The organism is Kitasatospora sp. NPDC088264 (genome assembly GCF_040685715.1).
GTDB lineage: Bacteria > Actinomycetota > Actinomycetes > Streptomycetales > Streptomycetaceae > Kitasatospora.
In genome coordinates this window covers 183,821-202,336 of sequence record NZ_JBFBIR010000001.1, presented here as the reverse complement: position 1 = coordinate 202,336, position 18,516 = coordinate 183,821, and the positions used below count along the sequence as shown (strand labels likewise).

The 18,516-nt window shown below is 74.5% G+C and carries 16 protein-coding genes; 6 read left to right on the top strand and 10 right to left on the bottom strand.

What is annotated here, in order from left to right:
- Positions 1 to 218 precede the first annotated feature (218 nt).
- From AB0O82_RS00845 to AB0O82_RS00805, 9 genes are all read right to left on the bottom strand, one after another.
- Positions 219 to 1,427 (bottom strand): type III PLP-dependent enzyme, encoded by a 1,209-nt coding sequence (locus AB0O82_RS00845; RefSeq protein ID WP_363579383.1) that lies wholly within the window; start codon positions 1,425 to 1,427, stop codon positions 219 to 221.
- Positions 1,424 to 3,178: an IucA/IucC family protein gene (locus AB0O82_RS00840; protein ID WP_363579382.1), complete on the bottom strand. Its 1,755-nt coding sequence runs from the start codon at positions 3,176 to 3,178 to the stop codon at positions 1,424 to 1,426. Before AB0O82_RS00840 ends, AB0O82_RS00845 begins: the two co-directional genes overlap by 4 nt.
- Entirely contained in the window at positions 3,175 to 4,389 is a 1,215-nt protein-coding gene (locus tag AB0O82_RS00835) for an MFS transporter (protein WP_363579660.1), read from the bottom strand. Before AB0O82_RS00835 ends, AB0O82_RS00840 begins: the two co-directional genes overlap by 4 nt.
- A gap of 2 nt (positions 4,390 to 4,391) precedes the next feature.
- Complete coding sequence (locus AB0O82_RS00830; protein ID WP_363579380.1) at positions 4,392 to 6,107, bottom strand: IucA/IucC family protein; 1,716 nt, start codon at positions 6,105 to 6,107, stop codon at positions 4,392 to 4,394.
- A complete protein-coding gene (locus AB0O82_RS00825; protein ID WP_363579378.1) occupies positions 6,104 to 7,312 on the bottom strand; it encodes an ATP-grasp domain-containing protein in 1,209 nt (402 codons plus the stop codon). Before AB0O82_RS00825 ends, AB0O82_RS00830 begins: the two co-directional genes overlap by 4 nt.
- Positions 7,313 to 7,415: 103 nt before the next feature.
- Positions 7,416 to 8,405: an iron-siderophore ABC transporter substrate-binding protein gene (locus AB0O82_RS00820; protein WP_363579376.1), complete on the bottom strand. Its 990-nt coding sequence runs from the start codon at positions 8,403 to 8,405 to the stop codon at positions 7,416 to 7,418.
- Between the two features lie 86 nt (positions 8,406 to 8,491).
- Positions 8,492 to 9,334: an ABC transporter ATP-binding protein gene (locus tag AB0O82_RS00815; RefSeq protein WP_363579374.1), complete on the bottom strand. Its 843-nt coding sequence runs from the start codon at positions 9,332 to 9,334 to the stop codon at positions 8,492 to 8,494.
- Complete coding sequence (locus tag AB0O82_RS00810) at positions 9,334 to 10,311, bottom strand: iron ABC transporter permease (RefSeq protein ID WP_363579659.1); 978 nt, start codon at positions 10,309 to 10,311, stop codon at positions 9,334 to 9,336. Before AB0O82_RS00810 ends, AB0O82_RS00815 begins: the two co-directional genes overlap by 1 nt.
- A gap of 53 nt (positions 10,312 to 10,364) precedes the next feature.
- The gene (locus AB0O82_RS00805) at positions 10,365 to 11,330 is read right to left on the bottom strand and encodes an iron ABC transporter permease (protein WP_363579658.1); all 966 of its coding nucleotides are present in this window, start codon (positions 11,328 to 11,330) and stop codon (positions 10,365 to 10,367) included.
- Positions 11,331 to 11,604: 274 nt separating this feature from the next.
- On the opposite strand from AB0O82_RS00805, the gene AB0O82_RS00800 reads away from it, so the two are divergent.
- Both AB0O82_RS00800 and AB0O82_RS00795 read left to right on the top strand, forming a co-directional pair.
- Positions 11,605 to 12,405, top strand: coding sequence for a (2Fe-2S)-binding protein (locus tag AB0O82_RS00800; RefSeq protein WP_363579372.1), 801 nt, complete (start codon positions 11,605 to 11,607; stop codon positions 12,403 to 12,405).
- A gap of 102 nt (positions 12,406 to 12,507) precedes the next feature.
- Positions 12,508 to 12,909 (top strand): VOC family protein, encoded by a 402-nt coding sequence (locus AB0O82_RS00795; RefSeq protein ID WP_363579370.1) that lies wholly within the window; start codon positions 12,508 to 12,510, stop codon positions 12,907 to 12,909.
- Here AB0O82_RS00795 and AB0O82_RS00790 read toward each other — a convergent pair.
- The gene (locus tag AB0O82_RS00790) at positions 12,870 to 13,244 is read right to left on the bottom strand and encodes a DUF6191 domain-containing protein (RefSeq protein WP_363579368.1); all 375 of its coding nucleotides are present in this window, start codon (positions 13,242 to 13,244) and stop codon (positions 12,870 to 12,872) included. The genes AB0O82_RS00795 and AB0O82_RS00790 overlap by 40 nt on opposite strands.
- A 105-nt stretch (positions 13,245 to 13,349) precedes the next feature.
- On the opposite strand from AB0O82_RS00790, the gene AB0O82_RS00785 reads away from it, so the two are divergent.
- From AB0O82_RS00785 to AB0O82_RS00770, 4 genes are all read left to right on the top strand, one after another.
- Complete coding sequence (locus tag AB0O82_RS00785) at positions 13,350 to 14,108, top strand: dienelactone hydrolase family protein (protein ID WP_363579366.1); 759 nt, start codon at positions 13,350 to 13,352, stop codon at positions 14,106 to 14,108.
- 418 nt (positions 14,109 to 14,526) lie between these two features.
- Entirely contained in the window at positions 14,527 to 15,405 is an 879-nt protein-coding gene (locus tag AB0O82_RS00780) for an alpha/beta hydrolase (RefSeq protein WP_363579364.1), read from the top strand.
- 115 nt (positions 15,406 to 15,520) lie between these two features.
- Positions 15,521 to 17,638 (top strand): serine/threonine-protein kinase, encoded by a 2,118-nt coding sequence (locus AB0O82_RS00775; protein ID WP_363579362.1) that lies wholly within the window; start codon positions 15,521 to 15,523, stop codon positions 17,636 to 17,638.
- A complete protein-coding gene (locus tag AB0O82_RS00770; RefSeq protein WP_363579360.1) occupies positions 17,635 to 17,937 on the top strand; it encodes a glutaredoxin domain-containing protein in 303 nt (100 codons plus the stop codon). The genes AB0O82_RS00775 and AB0O82_RS00770 overlap by 4 nt, the downstream gene beginning before the upstream one ends.
- Positions 17,938 to 18,516: the final 579 nt, after the last annotated feature.

The following is an 18,516-nucleotide window of genomic DNA, read 5'->3' as shown; positions in this document are numbered from 1 at the left end:
CGCTCCCTTCGCTGCCTACCACTGTCGCACGAGTGTGCGGAGGCGACCTGCGGCGACCCCTGGGGCGGGCGGGGCCCGCGGGTGGGGTCCGGCGCGCGGACGGGCGGGCGGCGGGGCTCGAACAGGGAACGGCGAACAGATAACAGCTGACAGATTTCGAAATCTGTTATCTGTCAGCTGTTATCTGTTACCTGCTGCCCGCCCTCCCGGGGGTGCCCTCAGTCGCCCAGGTAGTGGAACCCCGGGCGCGGGTGCATCAGGAACTCGTGGTGCGAGATGTTCCAGGCGTACGCGCCCGCCATCGCGAACAGCACCCGGTCGGCTGCCCGCAGGCCGTCGGCGTCGGCGGCGGCCCGGGCGAGGACGTCCTTCGGGGTGCAGAGCTGGCCGGCCAGGGTGGCGCGGCCGGTGGCGACGGCGGGGCGCGGCCACGGGTGCGGCCAGGCGTCGACCGGGAGCACCTCGAAAGGCTGGGAGTGCCCCCGGGTGGCGGGGGTGCGCAGGTGGTGGGTGCCGCCACGGACCACCGCGAAGTCCTCGCCGTGGCTCTGCTTCACGTCCAGCACCTCGGTCGCGTACCAGCCGCAGTGGGCGGTCAGGGCCCGGCCGGGTTCGATCCGCAGGGTCAGACCGGGGTGGGCGTCCAGCAGCTTGGCCAGCCCTTCGCCGAAGGCCGTCCAGTCGAAGTGGTTCGCCGGGTCGTCGTAGTCCACGGCCATTCCGCCGCCGACGTTGACCTCCGCCAGCGGGAAGCCGTGCCGCTCGGCCAGCGCGGCCGACCAGGCCACGATCTGCTCGGCGACGGCCAGTTGCTCAGCCGCCGCGAGCCCGCTGGCCAGATGGGCGTGCACGCCGCGCAGACGCAGCCGCCGTCCGAGCGGGCCGGTGCCGTCGCCGGTGAGCTGGCGCACGCACTCCTCGGCGCGGTCCGGGTCGAGCCCGAAGGGCGTCGGTCGCCCACCCATCGCGAGTGCCACCGCGTCGAGCGCACCGGTGGCGACCGGCAGGTTGACCCGTAGCAGCACGTCGACCACCGTGCCCGGCCGGTCCGCGAGGACGGCGTCGAGCCGGTGCAGTTCCTGCTCGCTCTCGATGTGCCAGCGGTGCACCCCGGCGTCCACGGCGGCGGCGATCTCGGCGGGCGTCTTGCCAGGGCCGCCGAAGGCCAGCGGCGCGTCCGGAACGGCCGCCCGCACGTGCGCCAACTCACCTCCGCTGGAGACCTCGTAGCCGTCGACCGCGTCGCGCAGCGCGGCCAGCAGCGGCGCCTCCGGATTGGCCTTGGCGGCGTAGTACAGCTCGACCCGCGCGGGCAGCGCGGCCCGGACGGCGGCGGCGTGCGCGCGCAGCGCCGCCAGGTCGTAGACGTAGGCGGGCAGGGCGTCGGGCGCGAGGGCGGCGACGTGCCGGCGGACGATCTCGGTCATCGGGCGGCGCTCCCGAGGGAGAGGGGGGTAGCGGTGCGGGCGGCCTGGGCGAGGACGGATCCGGCGAGCGGCGAGGGCAGGCGGACGTAGCCGGCCTGTCGGTCGGCCTTGCGCTCCCAGCGGGTGAGCAGGTTGGCCTTGGCCGGCAGCGGCACGCCCGCGAGCAGCGCCCGCAGCCGGGGCGGGCGGCCGTGGCCTGCCGCGTACTGCTCCAGGGTGTCCCGGACCGCCTGCCACAGGGCGCCCTCCAGCTCGGGGTGGCGGTCGGCGAGGGCGGCCAGCAGTTCGGCGACGTGGTTGACCAGCAGGCAGTAGACCACCCGGTCCCAGCCGCGTTCGGCGTCGTACGTCATCGGCCCGGCGACCTCGGGCGGGAGGGCGGCCAGGAGGTCGGCGTTGTGCTCGGGGACGAGCTTGGTGCCCTCCAGGTCGCGGAAGAGCACCTGGGTGGGGTGCCCGGTGGCGTCGACGCCGATGAGCACGTTCTGCAGGTGCGGCTCCAGCACCACGCCGTGGTCGAAGTAGGCGGCGAGCACGGGCGGGATGAGCAGCCCCAGATAGGCCCGCCACCAGTCCAGGGCCCGGGAGGCGTCCGAACTCCCCGCCAGTAGACGGGAGATGTGGGCGGAGCTGGTCGGGTGCTCGTCGGCGACGGCGGCGGCCAGCAGCGGGGTGACGCCGGGCCGCAGCACGCCGCCGAAGCCCTCGCGGACGATCAGGCCGAAGCCCTCGTACAGCGCCTGGTCGGGTCGGCCGTCGGCGCCGGGCAGGGCGAGGGTGCGGAACGCGGGCTCGCGCAGCATCGCCGCGTCGGGGAAGCGCCGGGCGAGGTCGGAGAGGGCGGGGGCGAGCAGCCGGGTGAGTTCGACGGCGCCGGTGAGCTCGTAAGCGGCGTTCTTGCGCAGGCAGTTGGTGATGCGCACGTTGAGGCTGAACTTGAGGAAGGCGTCCGCGCCGTGGAGGGTGCGCACCGAGGCGGTGGCGGCGAACTCCTCGCCGCGCGGCCCGAGGTCGAGGACGTCCCCGCGGTCCAGGGCGTCGCGCAACAGCGGGTGATCGCCGATGAGTTGGTACTGCCAGGGGTGGGCGGGCAGCAGGCGGTATCCGTCCGGGACGTCGCCGAGGCCGTCCAGCAGGGCGCTCGCGCTGTCGTCCAGGGACTGCTCGGTGAGCAGTTCGGCGCGGACGGCGAGGTGGCGCAGCGGGAACGCCGCGCGGGACTCCGGGGCGTACCCGCGCCAGTCCCCCCGAGCGGCGGAGCGGGACTTGGGCGCCGGGTGGAAGCGGTGGCCGAACAGCAGGGCCTGCTCGGACTCCAGGTAGCGATCCGGTCCGGAGACCGGGCGGTCGGCCAGGCTCTGCCGGAGCCCGTCGTGGCTGGAGGTGACCTGGCCGAGGAACTCCTCGTTCACCGTGCCGGTGCGCAGCTCCAGTTCGTCCTGCACGTGTTCCGCCAGCTCTCGCCAGTTCAACTCCGCCCAGATGCCGCCTCGTTCGATCTCGACCGGGCCGGTGAAGCGGTGCGCGCCGAGCAGCGAGGTGCGGCGCAGGGCGATCCGCAGCAGGGCGCCGCGCCGGGGCAGGCGCAGCAGCAGGCGGCCGTCGGCCACGGCAGTCTGGTGCTCGGGGGCGGAGACCTCGCGCAGCAGGCAGTTCAGCAGGGTGTGGGCCACCGCGTCGTCGGCGGTGGGCAGTTCGTGGCTGATCGGCTCGTGGGTGATCGACTTGGGGGCGATCGGCTCGGGGGTCATCGGCGACTCCAGCGCTGGCGGAGGGACGGGAGGGAGAATGCGGTGGCCGCGACGGCGGCCAGCAGGGCGGCGGCGGTGCCGGCCACCACGGGCGCGGCGGCGCCGAACTGCCCGTTGGCCAGCGCTGCGACGGCGCCGGCGGCGACGGCGCCGCCCTTGGAGACGAGTTCGAGCGTGCCGAACATCCGCCCGGGCGCGCGCCCTTGGGCCGCTCCGGCGGCGAGCACGGCGAGGCAGACCAGGCCGAGCGTGAGCCCGGCGCCGAGCAGCAGCCGGACGGCGACGAAGACCGGGAGCGAGTACGCGACGGCGTGCCCGGCCAGGCCGAGCGCGACGAGGCCGAAGCCGAGTGCGATGCCGGTGTGCGGGCGGGCGTGGAACAGCGTGTGGACGCGTGCGGCGAACACCAGGTAGCACAGGTGCGGCAGGGCGAACAGCACGCCGGTGGTGGTGCCGGAGACGCCGGGAAGCCGTTGCTCGGCGAGCGAGATGAGATAGGGGAAGGAGATGACGGTGGCGAAGACGAAGACGAACTCGAAGACGTAGAGCGGGAGGAGCGGGGCGGCGGGTGCCCGCTCGGCGCGGCCCTCCGACGCGGGGGTGGCCGCCGGATGGTCCGGCTCGGGCAGCAGGGACAGCAGCAGCGAGGCGGCGAGCGGGAGGACGGCCATCACCAGGTACTGGCGGTGCGGGTCGATCCACGGGGACAGTGCGCCGACCAGGATCGGTGCGGCCACCAGGGCCGCCCGGGCGCTGCCTTGCATCAGGGTGAGTGCGCGGGACAGCCGCGGTCCGTCGAGGGCGGCGGCGAGGTAGCCGTTGGTGGCGGCGAAGGTGCCGCCGAGGAAGCCCTGAAGGACCAGCGCGAGGGTGAACGCGGGCAGGCTGCCGGCGGCCCCGGCCAGCAGGAAGGAGACGGTGAGCCCGAGTTGGGCGCGCAGCAGCAGCCGCTTGCGGCCGAAGCGGTCGGCGAGCCGGCCCCACAGCGGTGCGCCGAGCGCGCTGAAGACCGTCGGGACGATGTAGAGCACGCCGGCCCACCGGGCCTGCGGATCGCCGAGCGTGGGCAGGATCGCGGTCAGGTACGGCGGCAGGCCCAGCGCGGCGAAGGAGGCGACGAAGTAGCAGGCGGCGACGGCGTGCACCTGGCGGCGGCCGAGTCCGCCGGAGTGGTCGGTCCCGTGGCCGGACCGCTGCGAAACGGTCTCCACACTCACCGGGTGATCCCGTCCGCCAGCAGGTAGTTGGGGCCGCTGGTGTAGTGCTTGTTGATGTCGGCGGCGCCCGAGCGCTGCTTGCTGAGCAGGGTCCCGGCGCTGACCATGGCCTTGACCGGCAGGCGTTCGGCCTCCAGCAGGTCCGTCCGCAGCGGCTCACCGGCCGGTCCGATCCGGTCCACCGCTTCGGCCAGGCGCTTTCGCAACAGTGCGAGCACGTCGGTGAGTTCGGCGCGACGGTGCTCGGCGAGGCCGAACGCGAGCGCGCCGGTGCACAGGTGGCCGGTGATGGTGGTGAACAGGTCGGTGAGCGCCCGGTCGTCGTCGCCGAAGATCCGGGCGTCGTCGAAGTCGGCCCGGGTCGGGGCGAGTTCGCCGAGGCGGGCGGTCATCCGGGCGGTGTGCACGCGCGGGCCGTCGTCGTCCTTGTAGAGCAGGCGCAGTCCGTCGCCGTCGAGCACCAGGGAGGTGTTCTGCTGGTGCGACTCCAGTGCTATGCCGTAGTCGAACAGCGTGGTCTGCCAGTCCAGCAGCAGTTCCAGCAGGGAGTCGTAGAAGGCGAGTTGGTCGCCGTCGTGGAAGCGGTCGGCGAGGTGGTCGAGCACCAGGCGGCCCCCGGGCGCGGGGGCCAGCAGGGCGGCCAGCGGGACGGTGACGGCCTGCTCCAGCCCGGCGGGGTAGCGGCGCAGCAGGACGGCCAGCAGTTCGTGACCGGCGTGCGCCCAGGTCTGCTCGTCGGCGTGCAGGACGCGGCCGGCGAAGCGCGGCTCGCGGGCCAGCACGGCCTCGATCAGGCGCTGGCCGGCGGCGCCGTCGAGCAGTGTGCCGGGCTTGATGGTGCGGCGGTTGAGCCGGCCCAGCGTGGCGGTGGCGAGCGGGAGTTTGAGGTGGCAGGCGGGGTCGTCGGCGACGGCGACGGTGCGCATGGAGAGCGTCGGCACGACGGTCAGGTAGGGCCGTTCGGCGAGCACCGCGCGGTCGGCCAGGCCGACCGCCTCCAGTGCCTCGTCCAGCGGGGCGCCGACGGTGAGGGGGTGGACCGGCAGGGTGGTCCAGCCGTCGCCGGGGCAGGCGTCCGCAAGGCCCAGCCAGGCCGGAGTGGGCCACCAGCTCGGGAGCGGGCGCCGGCCGTGGGTGGTGAGGGCGTCGGTCGGGACGGCCAGCCAGCGCAGCTCGAACGCGGGGTGGAACTCCGGTGCGTAGGATTTCAGTTGGTGTTCGGTGAGGCCGGACCGGCCGCGTGCGGTCGGGTAGACGGGGTGGTCGAGGTAGGCGGCCAGGGTGTCGTGGCCGAGGGCGGCGGCCAGACCGGTCCAGTCGGCCGGGTCCTCGCCGTACAGGTCGGTGAGCCGGGCGTGCACCTCGGGCCGCGCGCGCTCGTGCAGTTCCATGGTGGCGAGGGTCTGGCGGCACTCCTCGGCGAAAGCGTCCCAGCCGGGCCGGTCCTCGGCCTCGGCCAGGCCGGCCAGGGCTGCCACGATGGCGTCCAGGCCGGTGAGCCGGCGCCCGGCCAGCTCCAGTAGGGGCAGCCGGGCGGCGTACTCGCACTGGAAGCCCTCGACGGCGACGGGCAGGGCGAGTTCGGCGTTCGCGACGGTGAACCAGGCGCCGTCCGCGCGGTCCTCCACGGCGCCGCGGGTGCGCAGGCCGAGGACGTCCTCGCGCAGCAGGGCGGAGATCACCCGCAGGGTGAGCTGCTCGTCGGCGGTCACGGGGTGATCTCCCAGCGGTTGGCGGCGCGGAACCGGGCGACGGCGGCGTCCACGGCTTCCTGGTCGGCGCCGATGGCCCACATCACGCCCAGGTAGTCGCGGTTGGTGCGGTAGTGCTCGTGCCGCTCGCCGAGCGGGCGCAGCGGGCGGTAGGCGAGCCGGATGCCGTCGCGCTCCTCGTCGTACGGCCCGGGGGCGGCGGTGAGGAGGCCGGCGCGGTCGGCGCAGACCACCTCGTTGCGGGCCCGGCGCGGGGTCGCGGCGCACTGCGCGCCGAGGTCCGCGGGGAGTTCCCGGCCGAGGTGGGCGGCGAGGATGTGCTCGAAGAGCGGGACGCCGAGGACCTCGGCGAGCATCAGGTCGCACTGGTCGCCGATGGCACGGTAGTTGACCTCGATGATCCGGGCACGGCCGTCGGGCTGCACGACGAACTCGGTGTGGCAGGCGCCGAGTCCGATCCCGAGCGCGTCGAGTTGGGCGAGCACCTGCGCGACCACCTCACCGGGGTGCGCGGGGACGAACTCCAGCACCTCCTCGATGAAGTCCGGCGGCGGGGAGAGCTGGGTGCGGAAGCCGCCGAGGACGTGCCGGCGGCGGCCGTCGCCGAGCGTCTCCAGGGTGCACAGCCGGCCGTCCAGGAACTCCTCGACGACCAGCGTCGCGCCGGCCCGGCGGTGCTGGATCTCCCGGCAGCGGAGGGCGAGTTCGGCGGCGTCGGCGACCAGTGTGACGTCCTCGCTGGCCACTCCCTCACGAGGTTTGACCACGCACGGGAACGGCGGCTCCAGCTCGGCCGGGTCCTGCCCGGGGGCCAACTCGGCGGACCAGACGGCGTCCTGGCCGGTCAGGGCGAGGTGGCGGCGCAGCTGGCCCTTGTCCTTGGCCCGCAGTGCGGCCTTCCAGTCCTTGGCGGGGAGGCCGAAGTACTCGGCGGCCAGGGCGGTCTGGGTCTGCAGGTGGTCGCTGTTGCTGAACACCGCGTCGGGCGCGTGGTGGCGGGAGACCAGGCTGATCACGGCGCGGAAGTCCCGGACGTCGCACTCCAGCACCGCGGGTGCGGTGAACGGGAGGTCGGCGTAGGCCTTCTGGTGGGGTTCGGCGTGGTCGGTCAGGACGGTGACGTCGAGCCCGAGCCGGGCGGCGGCGGGCAGGAAGCCGGCGGTGACCGAGTCGGTGGGGTTGAGGGCGAGCAGGTAGAGCCGCATGGGGTGGTGGTCCTTGAGGGTGGTGGCGGACGGGAGTGACGGCGGGCGGTGGCGGGGGCGGCCACAGCGGCAGCCGCCTCCGCCCGCCGTCGTCCGTCGGCGGTTACTTGGGTGCGTCCACGCCCGCGGCCTTGGCGATGTCGCCGAGCATGGCGTCGGCGGCCTGGACGCCGATGCCGGACATCCAGGTCTCGTCCGGGACGTTGAAGACCTTGCTGTTCTTGACGGCGTTCAGGCCCTGCCAGACCGGGGTCTGCTGGACCTCGCTCTCCTTGGTCTTGGACGGGTCGTCGGCGGTGGTGACGAACACCAGGTCGGCGTCGGCCTGGTTGATCTGCTCGGCGCTCACCTCGACGATGTTCTTGTCGACGTCCTGGGCGGCCGGGCGGGCCAGGCCGACGTCCTTGAGCACCACGCCGCTGTAGGAGGCCTTGGCGTAGAGGCGGGTCGGTCCGGCCACGAAGCGGACCACCGAGGCGGTCGGCATGGCGCCGCCGTTCTTCGCCTTGATCGCCTCACCGAGCTTGGCGGCCCGCGCCTCGTAGTCGGCGAGCGCCTTCTTGGCCTCGTCCTCCTTGCCGAGCGCCTGCGCGTAGAGGGCGAGGTTCTCCTTCCACGGGAACCCGGTGGTCTCGGCGAGCACGGTAGGCGCGATCGCGTTCAGCTGGTCGTAGACCTTGGCGTGGCGGACCTTGGAGGAGAGGATCAGGTCGGGCTTCAGGGAGGCGATCAGTTCCAGGTTCGGCTCGTTCATCGGGCCGACGTCCTTGGTGTCCTTGATCTTGTCCTTGAGGTAGTTCGGGAACCCGCCCTCGGTCTTCATGTGCGGCGACACCGCGCCGACCGGCGTGATGCCGAGCAGCGTGACGTCGTCCAGCTCGCCGCTGTCCAGCACCACGACGCGCTTGGGCTGGGCCTTGATCTGGGCCGTTCCGGCGGCGTGGGTGACGGTGCGCGGGAAGCCGGCGGAGGCGCCGGCGCTCGCGGAGGAGGCGTCCCCGCTCTGCTTGGTCCCGCCGTCGCTGCCGCAGGCGGCGAGCAGCGTGGTGGACAGGGCGACGGCGAGGACGGCGACGGGGAGGCGGCGGTTCATGGGGGTCCTTGGATCGGGTCGAGCGGGCGTCGGGTTGCGGAGCGTCGAGGGTGAGGAGCGTCGGGGGTGACGAACGGGGGCAGTGGTCAGCGGTCGGCGGCGCGCGGCCGGGTCCGCGCCCGGGGGACGACCAGCGGCGTGCCGGTCTCCGGGTCGGGCACCACCCGGCACGGCACCTGGAACACGGCCTCGACCAGGTCGGCGGTGAGGACCTCGGCGGGCGGTCCGGCGGCGGCGAGCCGCCCGTCCTTGAGCACCACCAGGTGGTCGGCGTACCGGGCGGCCTGCCCGAGGTCGTGCAGCACCATGACGACGGTGCGTCCGGCCTCGGCGTGCAGGTCGGCGACCAGGTCGAGGACGTCGAGCTGGTGGCGCAGGTCGAGGAAGGTGGTCGGCTCGTCGAGCAGCAGCAGCTCGGTGTCCTGGGCGAGTGCGAGCGCGATCCAGGCGCGTTGGCGCTGCCCGCCGGAGAGCCGGTCGACCTGCTGCTCGCGCAGTTCGGCGGTGCCGGTCCGGGCGAGGGCGTCCTCGACGGCGGCCTGGTCGGTCTTGGACCACGGGCTGAGCATCCGCTGGTGCGGGTACCGGCCGAGCCGTACCAGTGCCTCGACGGTGATCGCCTCGGGGGTGACGGGCTGCTGCGGCAGCAGGCCCATCCGCTTGGCGAGGGCCCGGGCGGACATCCGGTGGATGTCGGAGCCGTCCAGGGTGACGGTGCCGGCGGCGGGGTCGAGCAGCCGGACCAGTCCGCGCAGCAGGGTCGACTTGCCGCAGGCGTTGGGCCCGACGATGGCGGTGACGGCGCCGCCGGGCAGTTCGAGGTCGAGCCCGTCGACGATCGTGCGGTCGCCGTAGCGCAGGTCGAGGCCGTGCGCGGCGAGCCGGTTGGCGGTGGTGGTGACGGACTCGACGGTCGTCGTGGGCGTCATCAGTTGCTCCTCTGGGGAGGCCGGCCCTGGCGGATCATCAGCGCCAGGAGCCAGGGCGCGCCGAGCGTGGCGGTGACGGCACCGACCGGCAGGCCGTGGACGGGGATCACGTGGAGCACGAGGAGGTCGGCGGACAGCAGCAGGACGGCGCCGGTGAGCGCGGTGAGTCCGAGCGTGCCGAGGGTGGGCGGCCCGGCGAGCAGCCGGACCAGGTGCGGTACGGCGAGCGCGACGAACGCGACCGGGCCGGTGAGGGCGGCGGCCAGCGAGGCGAGGGTGATGCCGAGCAGCAGCAGCCAGAGCCGGTCCCGGCCGGGGTTGAGGCCGAGGCCGCCGGCCGAGTCGTCGCCGAGGTCGAGGACCGCGATCCGCCGCTGGCAGAGCAGCACGGCCAGGGCGGTCAGCGCGATGGCGGTGCCGCCGATCCACACCTCGGTCCAGTTGCGGCCGTAGAGCGAGCCGGTGGTCCACTGCATCGCGGAGGAGGCCAGCTCGGCCGGGAACCGTACGATCATCAGGTTCACGGCGGCGGCGAGGCCCTGCTGCACCGCCAGGCCGACCAGCACCAGCCGGGTGACGGCCATCTTCGACCGCCAGGCGAGGCCGCCGAGCAGCAGCGCCGCCAGCAGTCCGCCGCCGAGCGCGGCCAGCGGGATCAGCTGCTGGGAGGCGCCGGTGGCGAGCATCAGCACCGCGCCGAAGGACGCGCCGCCGGTGACACCGATGGTGTCGGGGGAGGCCAGCGGGTTGCGGAAGAGCCGCTGGAGCATCGAGCCGGCCATCGCCAGCCCGGCCCCGGCGATCAGCGCCGACACCACCCTGGGCGCCCGGAACTGCTGCACCACCAGGACGTTTCCGGGTTCGCCCTGCCCGACCAGGGCGCGCAGCGCGTCCCATCCGGACAGGCTCACCTGTCCGGTGCCGAGCGCGACGCCCGTCAGCACCACCAGGACGACGGCGGCCAGCGCCGACCACACGGCGGTGCGGGCCCGGCGGCGGGCGAGCGTGCCGACGGGTACGGCGAGCGCGGTCACCGGGCCACCTTCCGGGCCAGTACGGCGAGAAGCGGCGCGCCGAGGAAGGCGGTCACGATGCCGACCTCGATCTCGGAGGGGCGCACCACGAGCCGTCCGAGCACGTCGGCGGCGAGCAGCAGCAGCGGACCGGCGATCAGGCAGCCCGGCAGCAGCCAGCGGTGGTCGTTGCCGAGCAGCGGGCGGACCAGGTGCGGCGCGGCCAGTCCGATGAACGCCACCGGCCCGGCGACGGCCACCGCACTGCCCGCGAGCAGGACGACGGCCAGCCCTCCGGCCAGTCGGATCCGGGCCACCGGCACGCCGAGCGACTGGGCGGTCTCGTCGCCGAGGGCCAGCGCGTTGAGGGCGGGCGAGATCGCGAACGCGCCCAGCAGGCCGAGCACCAGGAACGGCAGCACGGGGGTGAGGGTGTCCAACTGCCGCCCGCCGATCGAGCCGGCCAACCAGAACCGAGCCTCGTCCAGGGTGCGGTGACTGGCCAGCATCAGCGCGGAGGTCCAGGAGGTGAGCACCACGGTGAGCACGGTGCCGCCGAGCGCGAGCCGGACCGGGTCGAGGTCGCCGCCGCGCCGGGACATCGCGTACGCGGCGACCGCGGCGACGGCCGCCCCGGCGAAGGCGAACCAGACGTACTCGACGGGCCGGGTGAGGTCCAGCGCGTAGATCGCGGCGACCACGGCGAGACTCGCGCCGGCGTTGACGCCGAGGGTGACCGGGGAGGCGAGCGGGTTGCGGGTGACGCCCTGGGCGACCGCCCCGGCGACGCCGAGCGCGGCCCCGACGGCCAGTCCGATCACCGTTCGCGGCAGGCGAAGGCCCGTCACCACATCGGCGTCGCCGCCGTGGGCGGCCCCGGTGAGCGCGTCGGCCACGGTGGACAGCGGGATGGATCGGGAGCCGAGCGCGAGGCTCAGCGCGGCACACAGCACGAGCGCGCCCACACCGGCGACCAGCAGCAGGGGCCGCTGGACCGCAGACGATCGAGGCGTCGCCGGGGCCGTGGTGGCCGGCGGGTCGGTTCTCAACACGAGTCGACATCTTAGGTTAGGTTTGCCTAAGTTCGTCAATCTCGGGTCGCCTGGTCCGATGTCGGGCCGTTCGCCGCGGCGTCACCCCGCCCAGGTGTCGCGGGTGTCGCGCCGCCCAGCCCGGCCCCGGGTGGTGCACTCCCTGGGGCATTGTAAGGTGAGCCTCACCTTATTCGATCATGCGGAGTCGATCCACGGAGCGCCGATGATCCCCGGAACACCCCTGCCCGTCGCGCCGACGTCCACCCTGCCCGGCGACTACCGGCGCCTGCGCGAACTCTGCCCGGTGCTGGAGCTGCGCCTGCTCGGCGCCGACGAACCCGACCCCCGTGCCGCCGACGGCTGGTACTCGGGGGCCGAACTCGCCGCCGACGAACGGGCCCTGGCCGCCGTTCTGGCCGGCGAGGAGGAGCGCATCGCCGCCGAACACGGCCGCGCCCCCCGCCCGCACGTCACCGCCTCCAGGCTGCTGCACCACTACGTCTGGTCCGCGTGCCTGCTCATCGCGGGCCCCTGGCACCTCGCCCGGAAAGTACCCCTCGTCGACCCCGCCGACCTCTGGCTGCACGCCCCCACCGGGGACCTCGCGCTGCGCCCGCGCGGCCACGTCACCCTCCCCGGCGACGACGAACTCCGCGCCGAACTGCGGGCCGCCGTGGTCGCCCACGTGGAGCCGGTGCTCGCTGCCTTCGCCGCCCCCAGCCGGCGCCGCGACCGCGCGCTCTGGGGCATGGTGACGGACGACCTCGCCTCCGCCGTCTGGTACCTCGGCCGGATGCTCGGCGAGGAGGACGCCGCCGTCGTCGCCGCCGGGGCGGTGCTGCCCGGCGGCACCCTCCCGCTGCCCGGCGCCGCCGACTTCCGCCGCCTGCACACCCCCGACGGGCGCGGCCACCACACCCGTACCCGGCTCGGCTGCTGCCTCTACTACGCGGTCAAGCCCGAGGCCGCCGCCTGCCTGACCTGCCCGCGCACCGGCGACGAGGAACGGCTGCGCCGGTTCTGAGGGGTCCGTCCGCGGATCGCCGTCGGGGATCCGCGGACGGGATTGTGTGGGGGAACCGTCGGGGACGGTTCGTTGTCAGTGGTATCGGCTAGGGTCGCGGCCATGATCGATTCGACGACGCGGGTTCGCATCGCCCGGCCCTCGCGCGACCTCGCGGCGGCCGAGCGCTTCTACGTCGGCGGCCTCGGCCTCGACGTGCTGTGGCGCACCACCGAGCGGGTGTCCGGCGAGCACGACCTGCTGATGGTCGGTCCGCCCGGCGGAGCCTGGCACTTCGAACTCACCCACGACCCGGAGAACCCGCTGGAGCCCACCCCGACGGTCGACGACCTGTTCGTCGTCTACCTCGGTGCGCCGGTGGACGACGCCCTGGTCGCCCGGCTGGAGGCCGCCGGCGGCACCCCGGTCCGGGCCCACAACCCCTACTGGGAGGAGTTCGGCGTGACGATATCCGACCCGGACGGCTACCGGCTGGTGCTCTGCTCCCGTGGCTGGGGAGCCTGACCGCCTGTCCGACCCCGTTCGGTCTCGCCGCCCGCCCCGTCCCTGCCGCGCAGCACCGCCACGCCCCGGTCCAGGTCCACGCCGAAGTGCGGCGGCGCTCCGACCTGGGCGTCGTCCCGCAGCGTCAGCTGTTCCCGCCGTTGTTCGACCTGCACCCGCTTGCCCGGGCTGAACAGCGCCTGCAACTCCTCCAGCCCGCCGCCCAGGCCAACCCCGGTGCTCCCGCCGCCGCGCCGCCAACGCCCCGACGACTCGCCCCGGATCTGCCACGCGATCAGGAGCATCAGCCCGATCACCGCCGCCGCCACGCACGCCACGTCTACGATCACACCCATGTACGCCCAACGCCGGTCGGCAGCACCCGTGTTCCCCGAGGGCGCCGCGCCGGTGGCGGCGTCCACCCGCTACCCTGCCGCGCGAACCGAAGGAGACCCCTCACCATGACCGTGCGCGGAACCACCGTGGACATCCCGACGGCGGACGGCACCGCCGATGCCTACCTCGCCCGTCCCGACGACGGGCGGGCCCACCCCGGCGTCATCCTCTATATGGATGCCTTCGGGCTCCGACCCCAGCTGAAGGACATGGCCGACCGGCTCGCCCGGGCCGGGTACGCCGTGCTGGTCCCCAACGCCTACTACCGGAACGGCCGCGCGCCGGTCGTCGAACTGCCGCCGCTGATCGACCTGGAGAAGGACCCGGCGATCTTCAAGCAGATCGGCCCGCTGCTCGCCACCCTCACCCCCGAGGTGACCGCCCGCGACGCGGACGCCTACCTGCGCTGGCTCGCCGATTCCCCGCTCGTCGAGGACGGCCCGGTCGGCCTCACCGGCTACTGCCGCGGCGCGGTGCTCGCCCTGCGGACGGCCGCCAGCCACCCCGACCGGATCGCGGCCATGGCCGGTTTCCACGGCGGCAGCCTCGCCACCGAGGCGCCGGACAGTCCGCACCTGGGCGCCTCCCGGATCACCGCCGAGGTGTACTTCGGCCACGCCGACGAGGATCCGTCCATGCCCGCCGAGCAGATCGAACGGCTCGCCGGGGCCCTCGCCGCCGCCGGTGTCCGCCACCGGGAGGAGGTCTACCAGGGTGCCCCGCACGGCTACACCCAGGCCGACACCACCCGCTACGACGCCGTCGCCGACGCGCGCCACTGGGAGGCGCTGCTCGACCTGTTCAAGCGGACCCTGTCGGCCTGAGCCGCCGGAGGGCCGGGGCGGCCAGCGACGCCGCCCCGGCCTGGGCCGTGCGGGCGCGGGCCGGTGACGGCCTCACGCCACAGCGCCTCCTCTTCGTCCTCCGGTCACACAACGGACGCGAGGTGTTCGGGTTTGCGTGGAGCCGGGCCGTCATGGTCTGGTGCCTGACAGCGAGTCCGGGCCCGGCCGGGGGCCGACCCGCCGGGCGTCGGGGAGGCACCCGGGACTCGTGGCAGTGGTGAGCAACGAACCCGCGTCACCCGGTACCACAGGCCGGGACCGGGCGGACGGATCCAGGGGGGAACCGAACGTGCAGAAGACGGAGAACAGGCAGAACGCGCAGGAACCGTGGGGCACGCGGGACACGCAGGGCGCACGGGGCATGGGGGGCGTACAGGTAGTACGGGGCACGCGGGCCATGCGGGATGTGCAGGACGCCATCGCGCAGGCGCTGGCCGAGAGCGTCCCCGGCGGGGTCCGGCAGGGCGAACTCGACCGTGACGGGCGGGCATTGCGCTGGGTGGAGGCGGGGCGCGGCGGCCCGCCGGTGGTCCTGCTCGCGGGCTGCGGCACCTCGTCGCTGACCTGGGCGCCGGTGCTGTCCGAACTGGCCGCGCACAGCCGGGTCGTGGCGTACGACCGGGCCGGGCTCGGTGCCAGTGACCCCGCTCGCGTCTCCGGTCCTTCGCTGGAGTCCCCGACCGGGGACCTGGCTGCCCTGGTGGAGCACCTCGGCGCCGGCCCGGCCATCCTGGTCGGGCACAGCTGGGGCGGCCAGCTGGCCCAACTCCTCGCCTGGCGGCACCCGGAACTGGTGGCCGGCCTGGTCCTGGTGGATCCGGCGCACGAGGAGTTCCAGCCACCGGCCATCCGCGCGGCCGAGGCCGTCCTGTTGCGGGTGGGGCTGCTCCGGGCGGCCATGACGCCCGCCGCACGCCGTGCCGGGGGAGCCGTCGCGAGGGCCGAGGCGGCCGTCGAGGCGCATCGCCACCAGCGGCGGACCGTCCTCGACGAGAACCGGCTGACGGTCCTCGCGGTCTCCGAGCTCCGGCGGCGGCGCGCGGCCGCGCGGCTGCCCGACGTGCCGGTGACGGTGCTGAGCGCGACCGACGGCCTGCCGGGGGCGATGCGCGCCCGCTGGACCGTCCTCCAGTCACACGTCGTCGCCGGCGCGGCCAAGGGGTCGCACATCGTGGTGCGCGGCGCCGGCCACCACGTCCACGCCGACCACCCGCAGGCCGTCGCCGCCGCCGTCCTGGAGGTGGTCGAGCACGCCCGGCAGGGCCGGGACAGCTGACGGCGGCGGCCCTCAACCGCTGGCCGGACAGCGCCTGCTGACCGTTCGACCCCCTCTGGCACACTGGGGGCCGAACGGCCCGCTGGGGAGGGTCATGACACATGGGGGCGGGAGTATGAGGGGTCCGGGCGCCGTGCTCGGCGGGCGGTACACGCTGGTCGAGCGGATCGGCGGCGGGGGGATGGGTACGGTCTGGCGGGCCGACGACACGGTGCTGGCGCGGCCGGTGGCCGTCAAGATCCTGCACTCGGCGCTGTTCGAGGACGACACTTTCATCCAGCGCTTCCGCCGGGAGGCCCAGCTGGTCGCCGCGATCGACCACCCGGCCGTCGTGGACGTCCACGACTACGGTGAGAGCGGCGGCGGTGCCGAGGGCCGGGAGGGCGGCGAGGGCGGTGACGCCGGGGACCGCTGCGCCTACATCGTCATGGAGCTGGTCGACGGCCGGCCGTTGGACCGGGTGCTCGCCGAGGAGGGCCCGATGCCTCCCGAGCGCGCCCTCGGTCTGGTCGCCGCCGCGCTGGACGGCCTGCACGCCGCCCACCGCCGGGAGATCGTGCACCGGGACATCAAGCCGTCCAACCTGATGGTGCGCACGGACGGCCGGGTGACCATCACCGACTTCGGCATCGCCCGGGCGATCGCCAGTACCAAGATCACCGCCTCGCACGCGATCGTCGGCACCGCCCTCTACATGGCCCCCGAACAGGCCGAGGGTACGGGCACCGGGCCGGCCTCCGACCTCTACTCGATCGGCGTGGTCTGCTTCGAACTGCTCACCGGGAAGCCGCCGTTCGTCGGCGAGAGCGTGTTGGAGGTCGCGCTCAAGCACGTCCGCCAGCCGGCGCCGGAGCTGCCGGGGGCCTTCCCGGCGGCGGTCCGCGAGCTGGTCGCGAAGGCACTGGAGAAGAAGCCGGAGGACCGGTTCGCCGACGCCGCCGAGATGGCGGCCGCGGCCCGGGCGGCGATCGGCGCGAAGGACGCGGGCGCTGCGGCGGGTGCGGCCGGCGCCCCGGCCGACACCGGGACGGTCGACCTCAGGGCGGCGGCCGGGGGAGCGGCTGCGGGTGAAGGGGCCGGGGGTGGGGTGGCCGGGGGCGCCGGTGCGGCGAAGGCCGGTGCCCTGGTGCCGGTCGCGGACGGCGCCGACCAGCCCGCGTCAGGCGAGCGCCCGGCGTCGGGTGGCCCCGTGCCGGACGAGGACGAGGTCGCCAAGGTGGGGCCGCAGCCGGTGACCGAGCCGGGCAAGCGCCGGTCGCGGCGCGCACTGCTGGTGCCGGTGATCGTCCCCGTGGTCATCTCGATGGGCACGGCGACCGTCCTGCTGGTGGACCGCGGCCCCGGCCGGTCGGACGCGGCCGAGCCGCCCGCCGCCCAGCCGACCGTCGTCGTGACGGCCCCGGTGACCCCGGGCGCGGGCACCCCGGCGGCCCCGGCCGTGACGCCGCCCGCCACGCCGACACCCTCCGACACCCCGGTCGCGGCCCCGGCCGCCGACCAGCAGCCGAGCACCCCGAACCAGCCGGGCGCGCCCGTCCCGGCCCCCGCGCCGGGCGGCAACGGAGGCGCGGCGGGCCGAGGCGCCGGCGCGGGCGCGGCGGGCGGCGGAAACGCGGCCGGTGGCGGCGGCGCTTCGGGCGGCCAATCCAACCAGTCCGGCGGCGGGGGCGGCACCGCCAACCAGCCCGCCAACCCCAATCCCAATCCCAACCCGCAGCCCCCGGCCCAGAACGCGGCCGGTGGCTCCCCCGCCGGGGGCGGCTCCCCGTCCGGCGGCGGTTCGCCCTCGGGCGGCGGCAACCCGCCGGCTCCGCAGACCCCCACCCGGCCGCCGTCGTGCGGCGGCACCTCCTGGACCACCATCGTCAACGTGAAGGACGGCCGCCCGATCGGGATGGCCCGCGACGAACTGAGCGGCGACAACCCGATCGTGGTCGGCGGCGCGTCCCAGTACGGCTGGGTGCGGGCGACCGACCCCGGCTCCTGGATCAGTTTCAACGCCTGCAACAGCGGCGGGCCGCTGCTCGTCCAGACCATGGACGGCAAGGTCACCCTGAGCGGAGGCTTCAGCTTCCTGACCAACTGGACGGTGCGCAGCGGATCCGCCCAGGGCTCCTACACGCTGGCCGACTACCAGAACCAGCGCTGCATGACCGACAACGGCCCGGGGAACGCGGTCACCATGGTGACCTGCACCCCCGGCAACACGGCCCAGGAATGGCGGTTCCAGTGACAGCGACCGGCGGAGCCGACGACGGTGTGGTCCTCTACTGGCGGCCGCTGTGCACGTTCTGCATGAACCTGCGCCTGGCGCTGCTCTTCACCCGCCTGCGCTACAGCCGGCGGTTCACCATGGTGAACATCTGGAAGGACCCGGACGCCGCCGCCTTCGTCCGCTCGGTCGCGGACGGCAACGAGACCGTGCCGACCGTCACCGTGGCCGGGCGGCCGATGGTGAACCCGTCGATCCGCCAACTGCTCGCCGCAGTGCGGGAGTACGCGCCGGAGGTGCTCCCGGGGAGGCCTCGCTGACCGGTCCGGGCGAGGAGTGGTACCCCTTCGCTCTCCCGGTCCAGATCCCGATCCCGCCGTTGCCGTTGCCGCTGCCGCTGCCGCTGCCGCTGCCGCTGCCGCTGCCGCTGCCGCTTCTGCGACCGGACGGGCCCGGCGCGGGCGGCGGTTGAGCGCGTGTGCCGACCCGGCCCGGGTGTCCGTACGGGCGGGTCGCCCGGGAGCCGGGGGCGGGCGAGCGGGGCGCCGCGGGAACCGGGCGTCATCGCAGATGCCGGTGGAGGAGGGGCCGTTGTGGGACACGGGGTCTCCCCGGCTCCGGTGCGCCCTCAGGTGTCGAGCCCAACTCGCCGACTGCGCTGAGGAGTCGGGCGAACACGAGGCCCGGTGGCGCTAGCAGATGACCCGGCGGCGGGCAAGGGTGGCAGGTGGCGGGACCTCGCCAAGCGGATGTCAAGATTCCGTATTGGAAGTTCTACAGGGATGTAAAAGTCGATTCCGGCCCGCTCGGCTCCGCGCGCCGAATCGGCGTTCGACGGTCGATCGGACATCGGTGCAGGCGGTCGGGCGTGGTTCGGGTGGGAACCTACTGCAAGGCGC